Genomic DNA, 22,160 nt, shown 5'->3' on the forward strand with positions numbered 1-22,160 from the left:
GCGCCGTTCGGGGCCCCTCGCGCCCGCCGTGTGCCTATGGCGTGCGGTCGTCGAGGGCGCACAGCGCGAGGTGCCACACCAGCAGCGCCGTGGCGCCCAGGACGCCTGCGGGCCGTGTGTGCCCCACCTCGGCACACCGAGAGGCGTGCAGCGACCTGGCGGCGCTCGTGAGGAGGTCGGTCGGGAGTGGTCCCGCGACGTGGAGGCCGCTCGCCTTGTCGCTCCGGATCTGGTCTCCCGGCAGGACGCGGCACCAGGTGCCCAGGCAGCCAGCGAACGCGTCCACGTGGGACGACCAACGCCCCGTCGCGTGGGCGTCGAGGACCAGCGGCAACGCGCTCGAGAGCTCTTCCGCGCTCAGGTCCGCAGGGCGTTCCGCGCTGAGCTGGATCACCAGGTCGGCGTGCGCGCCTTGGGTCCGGATGTACCGCACCGCGTCGCCCTCTCGACGGCTCATCAAGAGGGTGAGCTCTTCGTGGGTGTGATTGCGTTTGTGGACGTCTCGTTGGCGCTTCAGCCGCCGGCGCAGCTCCTCCTCGGTGTCCAGGTGCACGCATAGGTCCAGCTCCTCGCGAAGCTCGGGCGTGTACAGGGTGTGCAACCCGTTGACGACGACGACGGGACGAGGCGCCACGAGGACGTCCGGGCCGAAGCGGCCCGTGCGGTGGTCGTAGGGACGGATCGAGACGCTGCGGCCGTGCGCGAGCGCGCGGACGTCGGTCGCAAGCCGGGCGAGGTCGTTCGCGGCCGGGTCGAGGTGCGTCGTCTCGTTCCAGAGCGCGTCGTGGCGCTCTGCCCGGTGGTAGTCGTCACCGGAGACCTGGACGACGTTCACGTCGCCGAAGAGCGCGGCCACGCCGCGGGAGAGCGTGTCCTTTCCACTCCCGGAGTCGCCCGAGATGCCGATGACGAGCGCCTTCCCGTCGCGTGTCGTGTACGTCACGCCCAACGATCCGGCGCCTTCGTGCACACCGCGTCGAACGGCACGCCCTCGAGCCGCGCACGCAGCCGCTCGATGGCGTCGGTCTCGAGGCCCTCCGACTGCAGCTCGGGCGACACGAGACATGTCCGGAAGCCGGCCGCTCGGAGCGCTTGCGCGGACGTCGCGTCGAGGGGGTGCCGCTGGAAGCCGTCCACCCACACCCAGTCCACCAGACCACGGACGGCCAACACGGACGCGAGGGCCTCGTACTCCGAGAAGCGCACCGCGCAGCGGCGCTCCCCCTGGCGTGCCGTCTTGAGCATGGTGGGGAACGGTTGGTCCAGGAAGAAGAACGCGTCGATTCCGCGCTCGGAGAGGGTGGACCTCAGACGGTCTTCGAGCCCGTCTTCCTTCACGTTCAGGATCAAGAGCTGGTGCTCGTACTCCGCGAGCCAGGTCACGAAGTCTTCGCCAGGGACGAACGGGTCGTGGTGCAGGTGCAGCCGACCCCCTTCGCTGCGGACGTCGACCTCCACCCCCAAGTGCTTGGGGGTGCGACGTAGCGCCTCGATGGTGTTGATGCGGTGCGCGACGCGGATCAAAGCCGATGCCTCAGGTTCAGGCTGAAAGACACCGTTCGCCGGATGAACTTCAGCTTGCTGGCGAGGTCCACGTTCCAGTGCGAGCGGCCATGGGCGCGCGGCCCGAACGCGACCGGGAAGCGTCGGATCTCGAGGTTGGAGCGAGTGGCCAGCGCGTAGGCGAAGAGATCGAGGGAGAAGTCCGTCGGTGGCTCGGACCAGCGCTCGAAGAACGCACGGTGGAACAGGGTGGGCTGCGCGTTGATGTCCCACATCGCCTGCCGCAACAGGGCGGTCTCGAACAAGGACATGCCGACGGTGAAGACGACGTCACCCAAGGGGCGTCCATGACGGCGCCCCTTGACGAAGAGCCGCTCCGGCGCCGAGCTGGCGTCCATGAGCCTGAACCCGGCGAGGGCGTCGCGCGGGTCGGTCTGTAGGTCGGCGTGCGTCCAGCCGAGCCGTGCGCCTCGTGCCGCCCGCAGGCCCGTGAGGATCCCATGGCCGTAGCCGCGGTTGACGTCGACGCGGACCGAGCGAATCCGCGCGTCGCGGAGCTCCTTGGAGAGCACAGCGGCGGTCCCGTCCGTCGAGCCGTTGTCCACCAACACCACCTCCGTCTCGGGAGACTCGGCGACGAGGCGTTCGCAGCGCGCGATCAGCGCGGGGAGACTGGGGGCCTCGTTGTAGCAGGGGATAACCAGGGAGTTCTTCATGCGGGCGCGGCGTTGCGGGGCCGTGCGAGTCTGGCTCCGCGTCCACGGCCAGACAAGACGAATCCACGAGCTCACACGTGGCCGCGCGCAGGCTTCGCACGCCGCTGCTAGCGGTCCCGCGGGCGTGGGATGGGCGGTGGCGGTGACTCCCAGTCGGCCTCTAGTCGAGGCACCACGTCGGCGGGCACGCGGGGGTCACGCTGCAGCGAGTAAGGATGAGAAGACCACTGGTGGAAGCACGACTGCCAGTAGCCGAAGGTCGCGAGGTCGTCAGGGGTTCCCCAGCACAGATAGCGGTCCACTTCGAACGTGCGACACACGAGGCCCAGGGCGACCGCGTCGTCGATGCACGTGTCGACGTAGAACTCACCGCGCACGCGCGCCTCGCGCGCCATCATCCGTTCGGCTGCGGCGACGAAGTCGCGCGCGCGCCGGAAGGTGAACGTGCCAATGATGAGCAAGTCGGTCTTCGGGTTGGACAAGGGCTCCTTCACGGACACCCGTCGGACACGACCGTCTGCGTCGGCGTCGACCCACCCATACGCCGACGGGTCGCGCGCGGCCCCCGGATAGCCCCGTGCGCAGTACACCCACACGTCCGTTTTCGCATCGCTCAACGCGCGCTCGAGCGCTTCGTCGTCGAAGAGCACGCCGCTGTCACATGCCCCGATCGTCAGCGGGGCGTCCAGGTCCACGCCGTCCAGTCCCGCGAGGCAGGTCGGCGCCTGTCCTTCGGTCCCGTGCGCGAGCGTGACGAACGATGGGGCACGCGAGGCCTCGGACAGTACGGCACGCAGAGGCTCCGATGACGCGAGCTGCGGACCGAGGACGAAGCGCTGCCGCGGCGCCCGCGGCAAGTCCGTCAGCGCACGCGCCACCATCGGAACGCCCGCGACGTCGATCAGGGGCTTCGGGACCGCCGTGGATGCCGCGAAGCGGGCGCCCACGCCGCCCATCGGGATCAGCGTCGTCCCCTCGTGCGTGGCGTGCGGGAGGGGGTGCGTCTCGAGGGCCCGGAACGTGCGCGACCAGTCGAGGTATTCATCCAGATCCTCGGGCGTGCCCCACTGCATGAAGTGCTGGAGCGGATACACAGCGACCGGCTGGGAGTCCTCGAACAGCGGGGTGTAGGCAACGCTCACGTAGTATTCTCCGGCCACCCGGAGGTCGCGCGCGACGACGGCATCCATGCAACGCGTCATCGTCTCCGCACTCGCGAAGTAGTACGTCCCGCTCGACGCATACTCCTCCATCGGCTCCAGGGTGAAGGGGCGCTTCTCTTGGATACCCCGACCCCAGAGCGTCCTCTCACCGGAGGCGTCCCGCTCGACGTCCACGTACGCGTAGCTGACCGAACGGAGCATGTGCGGATGAAAGCCCGTGTAGCAGGGGATGCACCCCATACAGGCGCTCTCGCGCACGAACCGCACGAAGTGGTCGAAGTCCCACCGCCACGCGAAGTCGCAGTAGTTCACGATCACCGGCCGCGCCGGATCGAGTAGTCCCGGGGTTCGACACGCCTCGCGCACCGCGTGTACGGGCCCCAGCTTGTGGGGCGCGACGGACGCGATACGCGCGTGCGGGACGGCGTCCCGTAGCCGCGTGCGCATGGCGATGGCGGGGTCCGCGAGGTGCGCTTCGCTGCAGACCAGGACGACGTCCTGCACGCCAGGGAAGCTCTCCACCACGTGCTGGACGATGGGCTTTCCCTCGACCTCGATGAGCGGCTTGGGCGTGGTGTGCCCGGCCCGCCGGAACCGCTCGCCGGTTCCGGACATGGGGATGATCAGCTGCATGCTGCCTGCGGTCGTGTCGCTCACGGTGAGGGCGCCGCCTGGTCGAGCTGGGACCGATACCGCTCCGCTTCCCACTCGGTCAGGGCCCCCACGTCACGTGGGTCGAGCGGCCGCACGGCGACATCGGCCGGGAGCCTCGCGCCCACGCGCGCCGCGCACCCGAGCATGGCCTCCGCACCCCGGGGGATGGCGGCGTCGACGACGACCCCGACCCCTTCCAGGACCAAGAAACGCGGGGCTCGGCCGGATCGCTCGTGGTGACGATGAAAGGAGCTCGTGAGGGGCTCGCTCAGGCTCGCGCTGGGCCACCCGTCGCCGAGGAAGACCGCGTGGTCGGGGTACAAGACGCCTTGGGAGAAGGCCTGGTACGACACGGGGTCGGTGCCCAGGCCGTGCACACAGGGCTCCGCGGGAAGGCGCCAAGCGCCGCTCGCGTCCATGGACATCCACGCGTTCAGCGCGTCCAGCTGGGGAGGGGGGGGCGGCCGCGAAGGGCCGTCGAGCCGCGCCTCCACGCTGCGGAGCATCTCCGCCGCAGACTGGACGTCGGGGCCCGCCACGACGAGCCCGTGATTCTGGAGCACGAGCACGTCGGGCGCTTGAACGGCGGCCTCGATCACGTCGGCGACGGCGCGCGTGAGCGGAACACCCGGCTGCCGATAGGGCACGAACCCCCAGGGCACTCCGCGCAAGCGGTCCGCCAGGTGGTCGTGGGCCGCGGACTGCACCGCGAACGCCAGGGTCCGCACGGAGTGGAGGTGCAGCACGACGCGCTGAGGCATCAGGGCGTGTAGCGGCGTCTCGATCGATGGCCGCATGGTCCCAGACGCGTCTCGCCGCGTGAGGGCGCGTGGGTCGAGCGCAGCCGCGTCCCGCGCGAGCGCGCCCCGAACGTCGCCCACGTCCAGCGCGAGGAACGTCGGTCGGAGCAGCGCTTCGGACAGCCACGTCCCGGAGCCCGTCACCCACAGGAGCCCGCCGTCCTCGAGCGAGACGTTCCCTCCCGCGCCTTGCACCAGCTCGGGATCCGCGCCCAGCTGGGCGGCGAGCGCTTCGAGGGCGGAGAGCGCGGGAGGACGTTCGACGGACATCGGCGGAAGTCTACCCCATGGTGCCGGCGGTGCGCTGTCAGAGCGGCGCCGACGTTCTCGTGGTAGCGTCCCGTCCCCGGCCAGCGCTCCCGCGGGCTTCGAGGTCGCACGTGAGCATCAGGACAAGAGTCGTAGACATCCTCGGTGGACGCCGGGCGCCATGGCTGGCCGCCCTCGTCGGCGTCTTGCTGTCGTCCACAGTCCTCGCCACAGGCCTGTCCGCGGACGACTACCACCAGTTCGATCACGCCATCAACGACCCGTTTTCGCTCCTGCGCCGCGAGGTGCTCACGCCCGACATCGTGCGTGCGGCGCAAGAGAGCGGCTACATGCCGTGGTGGGCCTCCGTCGACGCGCAGACACCCAGGCAGATGCGCCCCATCGGCGCGTTCTTCCTGTGGGTCGACCTACGCCTGTGGCCGGGTCAGCCGTTCCCAGCGCACGCGCACAGCCTCTTCATGTTTTTCTGGCTCGCCGTGGCCGTCGGAGTGTTCTACCGCCGCCTGTTCGACCGCGCGGGTCCGTCCGGACCAGTGACGGCGGGTCTGGCGGCGCTCATGTATGCCATAGACGACGCGCACGGGGTGACGATCGGCTACATCCACGGGCGCTCCAGGATCATCTCCGTGGCGCTCCTCGCGTTGGCGTGCACCGCCTATGTGAAGCAGCGCCAGACCGAATGGCGGCCTGGGTGGGTGCTGGGCCCGCTCGCGTTCGCGGCTGCGCTCGCCACGTACGAGGCCGGCATCCTGGCGCTCGCCATCCTCATCCCCTACGCCATCTGCCTGGATGAGGCGCCCCTCCGGGAGCGACTCCGCGCGCTGGCCCCCTACGCGCTGGTCGCGGTCTGCTGGCGGGCCATCTACTCCCTCAACGAGTCGGCCAGCTCCGGGTCGGGCATGTACGCCGACCCTCTCGGGGAGCCCTTGCGTTTCGCCCGCCACGTCTTCGAGCAGCTCCCCATCTACCTGGGTTCCACGCTCTTGGCGGTGCCCGCCGACCCCTTCTTGTTCTTCGGACCCACGAAATACTGGGTTGGGTGGACGGTGGCCCTCGTCGGGGCTTTGGCCTTGCTCTTCAGCCTCCGCGGCTTCCTTCGGCGTGATCCGTACGCGCGCTTCTTCCTCCTGGTCACCATCCTCGGTGCCGGGCCTGCGTGTGCGGCCTTCATCAACGACCGGCTCTTGATGGTCGCGCAGATCGGCGGCTGTGGCCTGGCGGCGCGCTTCCTGGTCGTGGCGTTCCGTGAGCGCGGGGACGCGTGGCGTCGCCCCGCCGTCCTGACGCTGATCATCTGTCACATCGTCGTCGCTGCGGTTTTGCTGCCGTTTCGCGCCATGACGATGGATCGCGTGTTCGGGCGGCACCAGAGGGTCATGTTCGCCACGCTCGAGGCCATGACCGAGGCGCGCGGGCGCACGGTGGTGCTCGTCAACGCGCCCGAGATGATCACGGCGCTCACGCCCAGCCTGGCGTTGCAGCGGGGGTGGCTCGAGGCGAACGGCGTCATCATGCTGGGCGCGACGTCCGAGGCGCTCGTCATCTCGCGCCCCGACGCTCGCACGTTGTCGTTGGCGCCCGAGGGGGGCTACCTGAACGATCGCATGAGTGTCTTCGTTCGCTCGTCGGACGACCGGTTCGCCGTCGGTGACGCGGTGCCCGTGCTCGGCAACACCATCGAGGTCGCCGAGCTCACCGAGGACGGCCGTCCTGCACGTGTTCTGTTCCGGGGAGGTACGCCGCTGGATGGTGGCGACTATCTGTTCCTGGTCTGGTCGGACGGCGACGTTCGGCGGTTCCCGCTGCCAGACCCAGGGGCCGAGGTGGTTCGGCCTGCTACCGACCTGGCGGCGTTCGCGTTCGGTTCCTGACCAGGGCCACGGCGCTGTGCCCCTGAGCTCCGGTTGAGGCCACTCGGGCTCCGGAGCGAAACACTGGCGATTGTGGTGAACGCCAGCGTATGCTTGGGCATGGGTCATGTGGGTGTGATGACGACCATCACGGGTGGGCATGTAGGAGTGAGTCTTGCGCCGCGGACGTCTCGCACGACGCCGCGCGTCGCGCCCTTCGCTGGTTCCTTCGGGCGATGACTGGCCCCGCGAAGCGCATCGCGCTCGTCGCGTTGAGCCCCTGGAAGCAGGGAGAGTTGTTTTTGTCGTTCAACATCGCGTGCCGCCGCCTCCATGCGGCGCTGCTGAGCGACCCACGGCTCGAGGGGAGCCAGATCGAGGTGTTCGAGAGCGGCGCCATCCCGTTGGACCAGTGGGTCGAGCGCATCGTCGCGTACGAGGCCGACATGCTGGCCGCCTCGGCGTACCTCTGGTCCCTCCCGAGCTTCGCGCTGCTGGCCGAGCAGGTGAAGCGGCGCTTGCCGGGGTGCCTCACCGTGTTCGGTGGGCCGTCCGCGCGCCCCGTCGTGCTGGACCTTCCCCCCTATCAGCAGACACGGCGTTCCATCGATGCGCTGGTCGTGGGGGAGGGCGAGCAATTGATCGTCGAGCTCGCGGTGCGCGGGCTACGTCCCTCCGCGGACTACACCGACCTGCCCGGGCTCGCGCTGCCGAGCCCGCTCGGGTGGCGACGCACGCCGAAGCCCAGCACCAGCTTGGACCTCAACGCGCTCCCATCACCGTACGTGATGAACCTGGTGCGACCAGGCGCGACGGCGTACCTCGAGACGTTCCGCGGATGCCCGATGTCGTGCAAGTTCTGTCAGTGGGGCACGATGGACGCATCGCAGGGCGTGCTCTCCGTCGACCTCATCGAGGCCGAGCTGAACGCCATCGCGGAGCTCGACCCGGTCGGCGTGGCGGTCGTCGATGCCGGACTCAACCTGAACAGCCGCGCGTTTCGGAACCTCGTGGAAGCCGAGGAACGCACCGGGGCGCTTGCTGGTCGCTACCTCGACGTGGGGCTGTACCCGACCCTCCTCACCGACGAGCACATCGAGTTCGTGCGTCGATGCCGCTCGCGTGTCGGGCTAGGCCTGCAGACCACCAACCCCGAGGCGCTCGTCACGCAGGGTCGCCGGTACAAGGAGCGCCTGTTCGAGGACGCCGTCGAGCGCCTCGCGGCGGTGTCCGACGTCACGGTCGAGGTGATCATGGGTCTCCCCGGAGACTCCCTCGAGGGCTTCAAGGAGACCATGCGCCGTGTGAGCGACCTGCCTTGCAGCATCCGCGTGTACCAGTGCTTGATCCTCCCGGACGCGCTGCTGACCGAGCACGCCGCCGCGGAGCACCTGAGGTTCCATCCGGTGACCCTGCAAGTTCGCGAAGCGCCCGGGTGGTCGCCTCGCGACCTGGACGCGGCCTGCGACTGGCTGAACGGCTGGTGTGGCGCCACCGGCGACCAGGTGAGGTCGCTCGGCGCGACGCACGGGGACCACCTGGAGCCGTACGTGGAGCAGGTCATCGACCTGCCGTCGTGGGTGCGTCACGTCGGGCGCTACGAGACGCTCCTCCCCCAAGGCGCAGACGAAGCGCGGCCCCGGGGTCGTCCCCAGCTCGATGTGCCGATGAGCCGCCCCCCCGCCATCGGCTCGGGTCCCGCGGACCCTGCGCTCGAGGAGGCCCGGCACCTCGCGGCGACGCGCCTGGAGCGGCGGACCCGCGGGCGCTGCACCGTCGAGTCGGTCTCCTCCCGCGGTGACGCGCTCCATGCCATGTTCCGCATCGGGAGCCGCCGCTTCGAGGTCTTGGCCCGCGCACGCCAGCCGGAAAGCAACGCCTTCGTCACAGTCGGTGGGTGCGAGTTCGTCTACGTGGTGGACGCAGGCGCAGAGCCCGGAGGGGCCGAGCGGGAGCTGCTGGCGCACTGCGTGCGTGAGGTCTGGCAGCCTCTCGCGAAGCTCGTCCTGGCGAGGGTCAGGGCCGAGGGCGAGCCTCGGCCAGCGTAGAGGTTTACAAGCGGTGCGGCGCGCTGGTTGCGTGGTCGGCCGCAGCGCGGCTACTGTGCCTCTCGTGCAGACGAAGCCACATCAGGGCGCGGGCGTCGAGGTCTGGGGAGTCGACCTCCGCACCATGGACGACGACGTCTTCCAGCGCGTGAACGCTCTCTTTCGACGCCACGGGCTCGTGTTCTTCCGCGACCAGCAGCTCGGCGAGCACGACCACATCTCCCTGGCGCGGCGCTTTGGCACCATCAACGTGAACCGCTTCTTCGTGCCGAACCCGCGCTACCCGGAGATCGCGATGGTCGTGAAGGAGCCGGACCAACGCGCGAACATCGGGGGCGGCTGGCACACCGATCACTCGTACGACGAAGAGCCCGCGCTCGGGTCCATCCTGGTGGCGCGCGAGCTGCCCGAGTCTGGCGGCGACACGTGGTTCGTGAACATGGCGGATGCCTTCGACCGCCTGCCCGACGCGCTCAAGCGCAAGCTGCGCACCATGAACGCGGTGCACTCGTCCAAGCACATCTTCGGCACGCGCGGCGCGTGGCTGCGGCGCTTGGTGGGCAGCCAGGACCAGGTGAAGAACCCGGAGTTGGCGGACGCCATGGACGACGTCGTGCATCCAGTGGTCGTGCGACACCCGCTGTCGGGACGCGAGGTGCTCTACGTCAACCCCGGCTTCACCATCCGCTTCGAGCACCACACGGTGCTCGGGTCCATGCCGCTGCTCGGCTACCTCTACGCCGAAGCCACACGCTCGAGGCACGTCGCGAAGTTCGCCTGGGAGCCGGGGTCGGTCGCGCTGTGGGACAACCGCGCCACCTGGCACTACGCCAAGAACGACTACGCCGGCCAGCGTCGTGTCATGCACCGCATCACCATCGACGGTTGCGCCCTCGAGCCCGCGTTGGCGTCATGACCCGCGCGGCTGCGCTGCCGTCGTGCTGCGGCTAGCGCCGCTCGTGCCGTAACAGCCACTCCAGCACGGCGGTCGAGAACCCCACACGGTCGACGACGGGGAGGTGCCCGCCGTCTTCGATGCTCCACAGCGACATGTCGAGGCCCGGGTCGCACCCGGCGCGGAAGTCGAGCACCTGTGTCTCGGCCCCATCCAGGCTGTTGTCGAGGTCGAGATCGGCACCCGCTACGGCCGCCTCGACGTCGCAGCCCGCGCGCGCTGCGCTGCGCCGCACGCTCTCGAGGGCGCCCGGGTAGCCCGCCGGGAACATCCCGTTTGCGTCGGTGGCTCCGTCGTAGAGGATGACTTCGTCCGCGGTGCCGTGGATCTGCAGCACGCTCACGGGCTCGTCCGACACGCAGTCCGCGGGGTCTTCGAACGTCGCGCCCGCCAGGCTGGCGATGGCCGTGATGACGTCGGGCGCCTCGCAGGCCATGCGGTAGCTCATGAAGCCGCCGTTGCTGTGGCCGAAGAGATAGACGCGGCGCGGGTCCACGCGGTAGTTGGCGCTCGCCTCCTCGATCAGGGCGCGGATGTAGGCCACGTCGTCCACGCTGCTGCCCTCGAAGTTGCAGCACGCGTCGGTGGCGTTCCAGAAGCGCTGGCCGTCGGAGTTGTGAGTTCCGTCGGGGACGACCAGGATGAAGCCCAGCTCCGTCACCTGGTTGGACAGCCCGAAGTAGATGTTCTGGACGCCTCCCGAGGCCGAGAAGCCGTGCAGCAGCACCACCAGGGGGTACGCCTGCCGTGCGTCGTAGTCCCGCGGAACTCGGATGTCCGCGGGTCGTCCGGCGGCCACGCCCAGGGTGGTCGCGGGGTCCTCGGGGAGCGGGGGGAGCGCTTCGTCTCCGCACGACGCGAGGCAGGCCGAGGTCAGTACGCACAACACTGCGAGGGCACGACTGACGGAAGCGACTGGGTAGCTCATGTGCCGGAGTCTGCCTCAGACCCATGCAGGTCCGCCAAACGAACGACCAAGCGCGGGGACGAGACACCAAGGCCCGCATCAACGGCTTCGATGTCTCCGGCGCGCACGAACCAGGTCGGGTTCGTGGCGGCCTACCTCACGAACGCGGTCCGCTGAGCACCCCGTCGCTCGACCGCGCCGGGCGCGCCGTGCTGCGCGCCCGGCGCGGCCGAGCGAACGAGTCTCGTGCGCTCGCGCCTCATGCGCTGCGCTCGTGCGCGCCCCGCTTCGTGCGCAGCGCGTTCTCGATCAAGCGCAGCCCCAGCCCGCGGTCCGTCGTGATGGACTCTGGGTGGAACTGCACCGCGTGCCACGGGCGCGTCGCGTGGGACACGCCCATGACGACGCAGCCCTCGTAGTCCACGCCGCGGTGCCGCAGCGTCTCGCGTGGCCCCATGGCCGTGATGCGCAGCGTCTCGGGGAAGCTGCCATCCAGCGTCCGCGCGTGCAGGCTGTGGTAGCGCCCTGCGCGGAACACCGGTGGGAAGCCCTCAAACAGGGGGCCCTTGAGGTCCGCGATGAGCGACGAGCTGCCGTGCTTCGGGGTGGGCAGCTGATCCAGGGCGCCGCCCTCGTGCTCGACCATGGCCTGCAGCCCGAGGCAGACACCGAACACCGCGCAGTCCGTCTCCGCGGCGGCGTCCAGGACGCTGCTGCACCCGAAGTCCTCGGGGCGCCCGGGCCCCGGCGAGAGCACCAACAGGTCCGGCGCGAGCTCACGGATGCGGGCGGGGTCGAAGCCCGCGCGCAGGGTGGTGACCTCGGCGCCGGTCTGCCGCAGGTAGTCTGCCAGCGTGTGCACGAAGCTGTCCCGGTGGTCCACCAGCAGCACGCGTGCGCTCGTGGTCGCGGCGCGTGGCCGCGCGCTGACGGCCTTGGTCGCGGGGGACCGGGTGGCCAAGCGCAGCGCGTCGAACACCGCGCTGGCCTTGAGCACGCACTCGCGCGCCTCCTTCTCGGGCTCCGAGGCATGCAACAGCGTCGCCCCCGCGCGGACCTCAAGGGTGCCCGCGCGTAGGCGCGCAGTACGCAGCGTGAGACCGGTGTTGAGGTCGCCGTTGAACATGACCGCGCCCACCGCGCCGCTGTAGAAGCCGCGCGCGGTCTTCTCGTGGTCTTCGATGAACTGCAGCGCGTCGGGCTTCGGCGCGCCCGTGACCGTCACCGCCCACGTGTGCGCCAGGAAAGCGTCGAGCGCGTCGCGGTCCTCGCGCAGGGTGCCCACCACGTGGTCGACCGTGTGCATCAGCCGGCTGTACAGCTCCACCTGCCGGCGGCCGATCACGCGCACGCTGCCCGGCTCGCAGATGCGCGCCTTGTCGTTGCGGTCGACGTCGGTGCACATGGTCAGCTCGTCTTCCTCCTTGGTGTCGTTCAGCAGCGCACGCAGGCGCTCCGCGTCCTCCAGCGCGTCCGCTCCGCGCGCGGTGGTGCCCGCGATGGGGCAGGTCTCCACGTTGCGCCCCCGCACGCGCACGAACATCTCGGGGGACGCGCCCACCAGGTGCTCGTCGCGGCCCAGGTTCATGAGGAACCCGTAGGGGGCGGGGTTCAGCGTCCGCAGCGCGTCGTACAGGTCGCTCGGGCGCACGTCCGTCTCGGCCCGGAAGGTCTGGCTCAGCACCACCTCGAACAGGTCCCCACGCGCGAACGCCTCGAGGGCACGGCGCACGCCGGCCTCGAATTCCGCGGGTAGGTGGTCGCTCGTCACGGCGCCGAGCTGCGTGCCCCGTGATCGCCGCGGGGCTCCTTCCACGTTCGCGCGAGGGAGGTCGTGCGTGGTCGCGGCGCCGTCCGTGAAGTCGTACGCGTGCCGTTCGGCGCGGCCCTCTTGGGCGTCCAAGAACACGATGTCGTCGGCCAGGTACAGCACCAGGTCGCGGCCCTCGGCGGAGCGCGGGAGGCGCTCTCGCACGGGTTCGAAGCGGAAGCCGAGCGCGTAGCCGAACGCGCCGTAGAGGCCCAAGCACGCGTCGCCCGGGTGGTGCAGGTGGGTCACGAGCGCGCGCAGGAGGTCGAACACCGACGCCGAGCGGCTGCGGTCTTCTTCGCGCTCGGGGGCCGCCCCTTGCTTCAGCCTGGCGGTCACGCGGGTCTCGCCGACGCTCACCTCTGTGAGGGTCGCGACGGCGCGCACGACCGGCGCCAGCATGCGCAGCAGGGGCACGCCGCGCGCCCCGAGGGCTTCGAGCGTGATGGCGTCACCGGCGCTGGTGAGGCGCAGCGGCGGGTTCACGAAGCCGATGTCGTAGCGGCTGTAGCGCCCGGGGTACTCGAAGCTGGAGCCCAGCAGCACGCCTGGCTGCGTGTCCAGCGCTGACGCGATGGCCGAGAGGGCCGCGCGGGCCTCGCTCGGGGACAAGGGGGTCGTGGTGCGATCGACGACCACGCCGCCCGCGGTGACGTACCGCGTGGTGGCGAGGGTGTCGGTCGCAATGGATCTGTCGGATACGGACGAGAGGGGCTGCATGGGGGACTCCTTGCCTCCCTCGCGCCCTGCTGAAGTCCTCGCTTCGTTCGGCCGCGCGGAGGCGGCCAGAGCCGCCACGTCTGGTGGCCGAAAAACGAAACGGCCGCCAGAGGAGGCGGCCGCGAACGATGACTGAGCAACGAATTACGCGCGGCGCCTCCTAGGAGGTAAACCACCAGCGCGCATAAACGTTGATGCTGCGAAGCATGAGAGCACTCTGTCGTGCCCCGAGGGAGGCGTCAAGAGCGTGCATGCACTTCGTTGCGCTCGTGGGGGGTCGTGCGACAGTCGGGCATGGTCGAACCCACGCCGGAGAGCGCGAGCGCGGTGACCACCCCCTACAGCACCCGCAAGCTCACAGCCGGGTTGATGCTGGGGGTGGGGGTGCACGCCATGGAGGGCTTCTCGGTCTACACGGCGCTGCCAGCGCTCACGGTCGAGATGAACGCTCGACCGCTGTACGGCGCGGTCATCACCATCTACCTGCTGGGGTCGTTGGTGGGGCTGGTGTGGGCCGGCGTGCGCGCCGACACGCACGGGCTCGGGGGCACGCTGCGGGTGGGTCTCTTGGCGGCCGCCACGGGGCTGCTGGGCGCCACCCTCGCGCAGCGCATCGAGCTGCTGCTGCTGTTCCGTGTGTTCCAGGGGTTCGGCGGCGGCGCGCTCACCACGGTCATCTACGCCGCCGTGCACCAGGCCTACCCGCGCGAGCGCTGGGCACAGACGCTGGCGTTCTTGTCGCTCGCGTGGGGGGTGAGCGCCGTGGCCATGCCGGGGCTGCTCGGGCTGATCGTGGATCACCTGCACTGGCGCTACGTGTTCGCGCTGGGGCTGCCCATCGTCGCGCTCGCTGGGTGGCTCACCTTGCCCCCTCTCGCGACGCTCGCGGCCGAGCGCGCGCAGCGCCACACGGTGTCACCGGAGGTAGGCGTCGATGCGGGTGTCGGGGCGGAGCCTGGCGCCGACACCGACGGTGGACCGCGCCGCACACGCCGGCTCGTGACCGCCGTCACGGTCGTGGTCCTGGGTGCGCTCGTAGGTCTGCATGGGGCGCTACTGCCCGGCGTTCCAGCCGCGCTCGCGCTGGTGCTGCCCGCCGTCGGGGGCGCCGCGGTGATCGGGGGCCTCGCCGTGCTGTGGCCTCCCGGGGTCTTCCGGCTGCGAGGCGTGCTCCCCGCGTCGGTGGGCGTGAAGACGCTCGCGTGCGGGCTGTTCTTCGGAGCGGAGGCGCACCTCCCGCTGGCGCTCACGGACGTGCATCAGCGCGGGAGCGCGTTCGTGGGGCTGGTGCTCACGGTCGCGGCGATGGCGTGGTCCAGCGCGGCCTTCGTGCAGGCGCGCCTGCTGCCGCGCTTCGGTCCGTCGCGCATCACGCTCTTCGGGGTGCTCGCCATCGCGTTCGCCGTGTTGGGTCTCAACGCGCTGGTGGACCCAACGGCCAGCCCGTTCCTCGCGTTGCCTCTCTGGGCCGTAGCCGCGGCGGGCATGGGCTTCGTCTACAACACGGTCTCCGACTCGGCCCTCGCCGCCACGTGCGATGGCGAGTCGGGCGCCACAGGTACTGCGCTGGGCATCTCGGACTCGGTCGGGGCGGCCTTCGGCGCCGGCCTTGCGAGCGCGCTGCTGAACACGGCGCCCAGCATGGCCGAAGGTCTCACGCGCGGCTGGTGCGCGTTGCTGTTGCTCGCGTTCCCGATGTTGCTGGGGGCCAGCCGTCTGGGCGGGCCGACCGCGGCGACCGCGAAAGACGAGCCCGCCACGGTCGTCGCTTGACCGCCCCGCGCGTGCGTTCTACCCGGGGACCACATGCAGCGCGCGCACACGGAACGAGACTTCGGCACGTACCAACGCGAGACGGTGCGCTACCTGCTCGAGCGTCAGGCGGGGGTGTTCGCGCTCATGCTCAGCTTCTCGCTCGCGCTCGACGCCATCCGCCTGCACCCCTCGCGCGAGTTCGCCACCATCCTCCAGCGCCTGCCGTTCCAGATCGCGATGTGCGCGTTGGTGTGGGTCCTGCTGCGCTACACCCGCTTCGGGGCGCGCTGGCCCACCGCGCTCGGGGGCGCCGCCTACGCCACCATCGCGGGCTTCGGTGGCCTCCTCTTGGGGGACCTGGGCGGCTTCGAGGGGCCGTTCTTCTACTCGGCTTACGTGCTGCCCACGTTCGTCATGATGCTCCCGTGTGCGCTGCTCGAGCGTCTGGTGATCACGCTGGTGATGGTGGTCGCCTTCATGCTGGCGTTCTTCGTGCCGCACCCCGAACACCTCGACTACCCGCTCGCCCACATCGCGTTCTCGTACCTGCTGGTCATCATGGTGGCCGACCTCTACTTCGGTCACCGCGCCATGCTGCTGCTGCGGGAGCGCTTCGCCATGGAGCAGCAGCTGGAGCAGCACAGCGCCGCGCTCGCGCAGGACAACCAGCAGCTCGAGGAGCGCGTTCGGCATCAAGCGGGCGCGGTGCGCTCGCTGCTTGATCGCGTGGAGACCACCCAGCACGAGGCCCGCACGGCGCTCGCCCGCGACTTGCACGACGGGATGGGGCAGCTGGTGGCGGGGACGCGCCTCGAGCTGCATCACATCGAGCGAGCGCTGGATACGGGGGAGGAGCTCTCCACCGAGAACCTCGGTTACCTGTACGGGCTCGTCGACCGGCTGGACCGGCAGGTGCGCGACATGGTGCGCGAGCTGCGCGACCCGAGCCGCTTCGGCAGCCTCGAGCTCGCGCTGGGCAAGCTGAAGGACGCCTACGACCGCATGCCCGGCGTGCACATCGCGCTCCACCTGGACGCCGAGCGCGAGCCCGACGAGCTCGTCTGCGAGGCGATGGTGGCCATCGCGCGTGAGGCGCTGACCAATGCCATCAAGCACGGGCAGGCGCGCCACGTGGACATCCGGGTGTTCCTCGCGGAGGGCGACACGTGGCTGGCCGTCGAGGACGACGGACTCGGTCTGAGCGGGGACGGAACGCGCAGGAGCGGGCCCGGGGGCTTCGGCGTGGTCGGCATGCGCGAGCGGGCCGAGGCGCTCGGGGGCACGTTCGGTCTGGATCCCAGTCGGGCGGCAAGCGACGGAGCGGTGCGAGGGGCGCGCGTTTGGGCGCGTTTTCCAGGCGCCTAGCCGCGCCACGACGGTCAACCCCGTGGTTTGCGTGAGGTCCTCCGTGGTAAGGACGAGCGTATGAAGAAGCTCGTCGTCCCAGTCATTTGTTGTTTGATCGGTTGCGTCGCGGGTGTCGCCGCGCCTGCGCTCACCGCCCAGACGTTCGGGGCACCGTCCGTAGGGGTGGGTACCTGGGAGCAGTTCTGCGAAGGCCAGTCCACCGCCACGGTGAACGAGCGAATGTCCAGCTGGGGGGAGCGCGGGTTTCGCGTCGTCGGCGTCGTCGGTGACCTCGACAACGAGGCCGTGCTGGTCTGCTACGCTCGTCCCGCGCAACCTGGGGAGGGCTGGTAGCGTGCCTTCACGAGGACGTGGCTTCCGCGCTTGCGGGAACCAACTCCGCGCGGCGGTGTCGAACCGCCATGGCCAGCATCTCGACCGGTTCGGAGAGCGGAGGGCGCAAGTCGGTGGACTCCGACATCCCCCTCGTGCCCTTCATCGACCTCCTCCTCTGCTGCGTGATGTTCCTGTTGGTGACTGCGGTGTGGAACAAGCTCGCTGCGGTCGAGACCAGCACACCGGACCTGTCCCCGCGCAGCGCGCAGCCCGCGGACACACCGCACGACGCGCCGCCCGTGGTGCTGGAGCTCACCCGGAGCGGCGTCCGCGTGCTGTTCCCGGACGGAACGTCGGCGCGCGTCACGCATGCGGAGCTCGCTCCCACGCTGGGCAGCCTCGACGCCGCCGAGGTGATCGAGATGCTGCCCGACGACGACGTCTCTCACGCGACGGTCGTCGACGTCCTCAGCACGCTGCGCGGCGCGGGACACCCCCGTGTGCGGCTGCTGGTCGGCCCCAGCCCGGGGTGACCACGGCCTCGCGTCGTGGCGCGCCTCTCCGCTCAGGCCCAGCTCGGCCCACGTACATCGAGCAGCATCGCGAGGCGCTGCGCCATGGGGAGCAGGTCCTCCCGCGCTCGAGCCTTGGCGGATCCGGAACCCCGGGTCGATCGCCCTACCACCACGTACGTCGGGACGTTGCGCGCGTCGCGCAGCTCGACTTCCACCGTAGCCATGCGGTGGGGCGCATCTTGTGTACGGACGATGACGCCTCATACACGGACTGGGGAACCCTCCGAGAAGTCACCCTCTCCCGGCAGCGCGTCGACCTCCGTGAAGCCCTCGTCGGCGGCCACGTCCGGGAAGGCAGGAGCACGCACCGAGTCCTGCAAGGGGCGCTACGTTCGCGGGCGTGTGACCGCAACGCGACCCTGCGCGCTACCCGAGCTTCTTCTGGAAGCGCAGCGACGCCAACGTGACGAACCCGACGAGGATCAGGCTGAGCCAGCCCAGCTCGCGCACGACGTCGGTCAGCCCGGAGCCCTTGAGCGTGATGCCGCGCACGATGCGCAGGTAGTGCGTGAGGGGCAGCACCTCGCTCAGCCACTGCGCGGGCGTGGGCATGCCCTCCCAGGGGAACGCGAAGCCGGACAGGAGGATGTTCGGCAGCAGGAAGAAGAAGCTCATCTGCATCGCTTGCTGCTGCGTGGCTGCCAGCGTGCTGAAGACCAGCCCGAGCGCGAGGTTGGCCGCGATGAACACGAAGCTGAGGGCGTAGAGCAACGGGAGCGACCCGCGGAAGGGGACGTCGAAGACCACGTGGCCCGCGGCGAGGATGAGCGTGATCTGCACGTAGCCCACCGCGACGTAGGGCAGCAGCTTGCCCACCATCAGCTCGACGCTCCGGATGGGTGACACGATCAGCGCCTCCAGCGTGCCGCGCTCGCGCTCGCGCGCGATGGCCATGGACGTGAACATCACCATCGTCATGGTGAGGATGACCCCGATGATGCCGGGCACCACGAACACGGCCGTGCGCAGCTCGGGGTTGTACCAGACCGTGGGTTCCGTCCGCATCGGCGGCAGGGAGGGGCGAGCGGAGAGCACGGCGCCGCGGTCCGCCGCGAGCCCAGCTGCGGTGTTGGTGGCCGAGGCGACGGTTTGGGGGTCGGAGCCGTCCACGACCACCTGCAGCACCGCGCCGCGACCGCTCGCGAGGTCCTCCGAGAAGCCCCGCGCGAACACGACCGCCACCTTCGCGCTGCCGGCGCGGAAGGCCCGCTCCACCTCGTCGTAGCTGCGCACGTGGCCGACGACGTCGTAGTAGCCCGTCACCTCCATCGAGCGCACGAAGTCCCGCGAGGCGGCCGAGCGGTCGTCGTCGAGGACCAGCGTGGGCATGTGCCGCACGTCGTTGTTGATGGCGTAGCCGAAGAGCAGCAGCTGCATCACGGGCAGCGCGACCATCATGGCCAGCGTCATGCGGTCCCGGCTGACCTGCCGCAGCTCCTTGTCGGCGATGGCCCACATGCGGCTCATGGCGCTCGCTCCCGGGACGCGGCGTGCGCGCGCTCGTCTTCGTGCACCAGCGCCACGAAGGCGTCCTCTACCGTGGTGCGCTGCTCGCCGCAGTCCTCGTAAGCCACGCCCAGCGGACCCAGCACGTCGCGCGCCACGTCGGAGGGGTCCTGCGCGCGGACGGCGATGCGCAGGCGCGAGCCGAACGGGGCCACCTCCTCGACGCGCGGGTCGTCACGCAGCAGGTCCGCGGCGCCACGCGCCCCCGTGGGGACGTCCAGCTCGACGATGCGCAGCCCGCGTCGCGCGACCACCTCGTGTGGTGTCCCGGCCTCGAGGACGGATCCGCGGAAGATGAACGACAGCCGGTGGCAACGCTCGGCCTCGTCCATGTAGTGCGTGGTCACCACGACGGTGGTGCCTTCGCTCGCGATGCGGTGGATCTGGTCCCAGAACGACCGGCGGCTGAGCGGGTCCACGCCAGCCGTCGGTTCGTCCAGGAACAGCAGCGGCGGTTCGTGGATGGTGGAGCAGGCGAGGGCGAGGCGCTGCTTCCACCCGCCCGAGAGCGTCCCCGCGAGCTGCTTGCGCCGGTCGCCGAGGCCGATGCGCTCGATCACGCCGTCCACGCGAGCGCGTCGCGTGCGGCGCGGTACGCCATAGATGCCTGCGTAGAAGCGCAGGTTCTCGGTGACGGTGAGGTCCTCGTACAGGCTGAAGCGCTGCGTCATGTAGCCGATGCGCGCCTTGACCTCCTCGGGGTACTTCGCCACGTCATAGCCCACGACGGTGGCGCTGCCGGAGCTGGGGTCCAGCAGCCCGCACAGCATGCGCAGCGTCGTGGACTTGCCGGCTCCGTTGGCGCCCAGCACACCGTAGATCTCGCCGCGCCGCACGTCGATGGACACGTCCCGCACCGCCGTGAGCGCGCCGAAGCGGCGCGAGAGGTGCCGCGCGTCGATGACGAGGTCGGCCTCACCACCGGGCGGAGGCGTGTCCCGGGGCGCGTCGGCCGGCCCGTGGGCCTCGGGGTCCGCGCGCCGAGCCGTGGTTGCGAGCGCGTCGCTCATGGCGTGGCCTCGTCCCACGTCACGAACGCGGGGACACCCGCGCGCAGCGCGTGCTGTGGGTCGTCGATACGCACGCGGACGCGCACCACCAGGCTCGGCCGCTCCCGCTCGCTGAACAGGTAACGAGGCGTGAACTCGGTGCGCTGGCCGATGTACTCGACCACGCCGTGCAGCGCGTCCGGCAGCGCGTCCACGCGTACCGTCGCAGGGCGTCCCACGCGCGCCTCCGCGACGCGAGCTTCGGGCACGAAGACGTCGACGTACGGATGGTCCAGCTCGGCCACGACGAAGGCGGGCACCCCGGGGGCGACCACCTCCCCGGGCTCGACCAGGCGCTCGAGCACCGTGCCCGTGGACTCGGCTCGCAGCTGCTGCCGAGCGAGGTGCAGCTCGGCGGCATGCAGGGCCACCCGCGCGGCGTCGATGCCCGCTTGTGCGACGGCCTCCTCCTCGCTGCGTGGCCCTTGGCGTTGCGCGCTGGAGCGCTGCGTCAGCGCGGCGACCTGGGCGCTAGCTTGGGCATAGGCGGCCTCCACGCTGTCGGCGTCGGCTCGAGGCGCGGCACCCCGCTCGGCCAGCGCGACGACCCGGTCCCGCTGCCGCTCGGCCACCCGCAGCTGCTCACGTGCTGCAGCCAGCTCGGCCCGTGTCGCGCGTCGCTCCTGAACGCGGACCCCGGCGCGCAGCAGCGTCAGCTGGGCCTCGGCCACCGCCACCTCGGCGGCGCGCGCCTGGACCTCGACCTCGGCGAGCTCGGGGTCCAGCGTGGCCAGCGTCTCGCCCGTGTCCACGCCATCTCCCTCGCGCACGGGCACGTTCGTGACGCGCCCACCCACCTCGAACCCAAGGCGCCGCGTCTCGTGCTCCACCACGCCCTGCAGCGGCTCCGGTCCTTCGGGCTCGGCTTCTCGAACGGCGTCGCAACCCCCTGCCGCGACCACCAGCCATGCGGTCAGTGCGATGCGCGCGGCATCTCGCGTGCCGTGACCGTGTCTCATGGGGCCTCCTGGGGGTGGGCGATCAGCGCGGCCACGGACTGCGCCAGCTCGCGACAGAAGGCCTCGTCGAAGGGCCTCCCGAGCGCGCGCTCCAGCACAGGGCGCGCCAGCACCGGGAACACCGTGGTGGAGACGATGACGAGGATGATGGCCTCGACCGGGACGTCCGAGCGCAGCGGCCGCCCGTCGACGCGCGCGCGAGCCAGCAGCGTGCGCATCAGCGCGAGGTTGATGGGCGCCTGCTGCAGCGCCACGCCGCTGCGGTGCTTGGGAGCGCCCCACAGGGAGCGCAGCACCAGCACGGGCATCCACGGGCGCGCGTGCAGCGTGCGCATCACGCCTTCGATCACGACCGCGAGCTCGGGCGCCCCAGCTTGCCCCAAGACCGAGGGAGCGATGGCGCCGCGGATGGCTTCCATCCCACTGACCACCAGCGCGTCCCACAGGCCGTCCTTGCGGTCGAAGTAGTAGCCCACCATCGCGGGCGTCACGCCGGCGCGCTCGGCCACCATGCGCAGGGGGATGTCGGACAGTCCGCGCTCGGCCACCAGGTCGGCGGCGGCGCGCAAGAGCACGTCGCGCACCTCGACGCTGGGGCGCGGGCCGCGACGTGGGGGCGGGGCTTCTTCGAGGGGCTTCTTTGCCATCCCTCGAGTCTATTTAAACGTATGAATAAATGCAAGCCGACGACGCCTCGTTCACCCGCAGCGACCTTGCGCACGCGGTCGTGGACCGTCGCGAGCCTGACTAGGGTGCGGCTCGCGTCCCGCGGTCCACGCGAACGCCATCGTTGTGGGGGATCGTCACGCAGTCCTCGGGTTCGAACGCTTCGACGAGGCCATCCAAGGGGGAGCCCGGGTCGCTGTACGTCGCCTCCGGGCTCGGCATCGCGCGAAAGTTCCAGGTCCCCCCGCTGGGCTCGTCGAGGTCGTACGTCAGGGGGCACTCGGCGCGCTCCGCGCCGAACTGCTGCGGGACGAAGAAGTACGCGGTGCTCGTCGTCAGCTCGTCGTCGCTGAACGTGCAGCTCACGAACGTCGATCCGTCGGACCAGTCCACCACTTGATAGGTCATGGTCGTCGTCGCATCGAAGGCGCGCTCGCACGAGAGCGTCGCCACGATCCGGGTGTCGGAGTCGTGGCAGGCGCTCGCGAGCGCAAAGCAAGCGACGAGGGCTGTAACGTGCGGTCGCGGCATCCCGCCCAAGCGTACACAGGCGAACCTACCGAGGTCCATC

General features: G+C 70.4%; 20 protein-coding genes. 7 read left to right on the plus strand and 13 right to left on the minus strand.

All coding sequences use genetic code 11. The annotated features are described in order from the left end of the window. Positions 1 to 34 precede the first annotated feature (34 nt). The 5 genes from H6726_11745 to H6726_11765 all read right to left on the minus strand — a co-directional run bounded on the left by H6726_11745 (position 35) and on the right by H6726_11765 (position 5,106). Positions 35 to 943: a hypothetical protein gene (locus H6726_11745; GenBank protein ID MCB9658310.1), complete on the minus strand. Its 909-nt coding sequence runs from the start codon at positions 941 to 943 to the stop codon at positions 35 to 37. Next, positions 940 to 1,524, minus strand: coding sequence for a hypothetical protein (locus tag H6726_11750; GenBank protein ID MCB9658311.1), 585 nt, complete (start codon positions 1,522 to 1,524; stop codon positions 940 to 942). Before H6726_11750 ends, H6726_11745 begins: the two co-directional genes overlap by 4 nt. Beyond that, positions 1,521 to 2,219, minus strand: coding sequence for a glycosyltransferase family 2 protein (locus H6726_11755; GenBank protein MCB9658312.1), 699 nt, complete (start codon positions 2,217 to 2,219; stop codon positions 1,521 to 1,523). The genes H6726_11750 and H6726_11755 overlap by 4 nt, the downstream gene beginning before the upstream one ends. Positions 2,220 to 2,326: 107 nt before the next feature. Beyond that, positions 2,327 to 4,015 (minus strand): NTP transferase domain-containing protein, encoded by a 1,689-nt coding sequence (locus H6726_11760; GenBank protein MCB9658313.1) that lies wholly within the window; start codon positions 4,013 to 4,015, stop codon positions 2,327 to 2,329. Between the two features lie 20 nt (positions 4,016 to 4,035). Then, positions 4,036 to 5,106: a class II aldolase gene (locus tag H6726_11765; GenBank protein ID MCB9658314.1), complete on the minus strand. Its 1,071-nt coding sequence runs from the start codon at positions 5,104 to 5,106 to the stop codon at positions 4,036 to 4,038. A 110-nt stretch (positions 5,107 to 5,216) separates the two neighbouring features. On the opposite strand from H6726_11765, the gene H6726_11770 reads away from it, so the two are divergent. From H6726_11770 to H6726_11780, 3 genes are all read left to right on the plus strand, one after another. Further along, positions 5,217 to 6,977 (plus strand): hypothetical protein, encoded by a 1,761-nt coding sequence (locus H6726_11770; protein MCB9658315.1) that lies wholly within the window; start codon positions 5,217 to 5,219, stop codon positions 6,975 to 6,977. Positions 6,978 to 7,192: 215 nt separating this feature from the next. Continuing rightward, complete coding sequence (locus H6726_11775) at positions 7,193 to 9,004, plus strand: radical SAM protein (GenBank protein ID MCB9658316.1); 1,812 nt, start codon at positions 7,193 to 7,195, stop codon at positions 9,002 to 9,004. Positions 9,005 to 9,068: 64 nt separating this feature from the next. Then, positions 9,069 to 9,920 carry a TauD/TfdA family dioxygenase gene (locus H6726_11780; GenBank protein ID MCB9658317.1) on the plus strand — a complete coding sequence of 284 codons (852 nt, stop codon included), beginning with the start codon at positions 9,069 to 9,071 and terminating at the stop codon, positions 9,918 to 9,920. A 31-nt stretch (positions 9,921 to 9,951) separates the two neighbouring features. Here the strand turns inward: H6726_11780 and H6726_11785 are convergent, their stop codons facing one another. Both H6726_11785 and H6726_11790 read right to left on the minus strand, forming a co-directional pair. Further along, positions 9,952 to 10,887, minus strand: a complete 936-nt coding sequence (locus H6726_11785) for an alpha/beta fold hydrolase (GenBank protein ID MCB9658318.1) — start codon at positions 10,885 to 10,887, stop codon at positions 9,952 to 9,954. A gap of 238 nt (positions 10,888 to 11,125) precedes the next feature. After that, a complete protein-coding gene (locus H6726_11790) occupies positions 11,126 to 13,396 on the minus strand; it encodes an anthranilate synthase component I (GenBank protein ID MCB9658319.1) in 2,271 nt (756 codons plus the stop codon). Between the two features lie 294 nt (positions 13,397 to 13,690). Between H6726_11790 and H6726_11795 the strand changes: the two genes are divergently transcribed. The 4 genes from H6726_11795 (at position 13,691) to H6726_11810 (ending at position 17,367) form a co-directional block, all read left to right on the plus strand. Beyond that, positions 13,691 to 15,169 carry an MFS transporter gene (locus H6726_11795; protein ID MCB9658320.1) on the plus strand — a complete coding sequence of 493 codons (1,479 nt, stop codon included), beginning with the start codon at positions 13,691 to 13,693 and terminating at the stop codon, positions 15,167 to 15,169. Between the two features lie 33 nt (positions 15,170 to 15,202). Continuing rightward, positions 15,203 to 16,516, plus strand: coding sequence for a hypothetical protein (locus H6726_11800; protein ID MCB9658321.1), 1,314 nt, complete (start codon positions 15,203 to 15,205; stop codon positions 16,514 to 16,516). Between the two features lie 60 nt (positions 16,517 to 16,576). Continuing rightward, positions 16,577 to 16,852 (plus strand): hypothetical protein, encoded by a 276-nt coding sequence (locus H6726_11805; protein ID MCB9658322.1) that lies wholly within the window; start codon positions 16,577 to 16,579, stop codon positions 16,850 to 16,852. Positions 16,853 to 16,920: 68 nt separating this feature from the next. Continuing rightward, entirely contained in the window at positions 16,921 to 17,367 is a 447-nt protein-coding gene (locus H6726_11810) for a biopolymer transporter ExbD (GenBank protein MCB9658323.1), read from the plus strand. Positions 17,368 to 17,399: 32 nt separating this feature from the next. Here H6726_11810 and H6726_11815 read toward each other — a convergent pair whose 3' ends face one another. The 6 genes from H6726_11815 to H6726_11840 all read right to left on the minus strand — a co-directional run bounded on the left by H6726_11815 (position 17,400) and on the right by H6726_11840 (position 22,120). Next, positions 17,400 to 17,573, minus strand: coding sequence for a hypothetical protein (locus tag H6726_11815; GenBank protein MCB9658324.1), 174 nt, complete (start codon positions 17,571 to 17,573; stop codon positions 17,400 to 17,402). A gap of 202 nt (positions 17,574 to 17,775) precedes the next feature. Continuing rightward, entirely contained in the window at positions 17,776 to 18,876 is a 1,101-nt protein-coding gene (locus H6726_11820; protein ID MCB9658325.1) for an ABC transporter permease, read from the minus strand. Then, the gene (locus H6726_11825) at positions 18,873 to 19,925 is read right to left on the minus strand and encodes an ABC transporter ATP-binding protein (protein ID MCB9658326.1); all 1,053 of its coding nucleotides are present in this window, start codon (positions 19,923 to 19,925) and stop codon (positions 18,873 to 18,875) included. The genes H6726_11820 and H6726_11825 overlap by 4 nt, the downstream gene beginning before the upstream one ends. Then, positions 19,922 to 20,923 carry an efflux RND transporter periplasmic adaptor subunit gene (locus tag H6726_11830; protein MCB9658327.1) on the minus strand — a complete coding sequence of 334 codons (1,002 nt, stop codon included), beginning with the start codon at positions 20,921 to 20,923 and terminating at the stop codon, positions 19,922 to 19,924. Before H6726_11830 ends, H6726_11825 begins: the two co-directional genes overlap by 4 nt. Then, positions 20,920 to 21,570: a TetR/AcrR family transcriptional regulator gene (locus H6726_11835; protein ID MCB9658328.1), complete on the minus strand. Its 651-nt coding sequence runs from the start codon at positions 21,568 to 21,570 to the stop codon at positions 20,920 to 20,922. The genes H6726_11830 and H6726_11835 overlap by 4 nt, the downstream gene beginning before the upstream one ends. 100 nt (positions 21,571 to 21,670) lie before the next feature. Next, positions 21,671 to 22,120 carry a hypothetical protein gene (locus tag H6726_11840; protein ID MCB9658329.1) on the minus strand — a complete coding sequence of 150 codons (450 nt, stop codon included), beginning with the start codon at positions 22,118 to 22,120 and terminating at the stop codon, positions 21,671 to 21,673. Positions 22,121 to 22,160: the final 40 nt, after the last annotated feature.

It is taken from the genome of Sandaracinaceae bacterium, assembly GCA_020633055.1.
GTDB lineage: Bacteria > Myxococcota_A > Polyangia > Polyangiales > Houyiibacteriaceae > JADJJE01.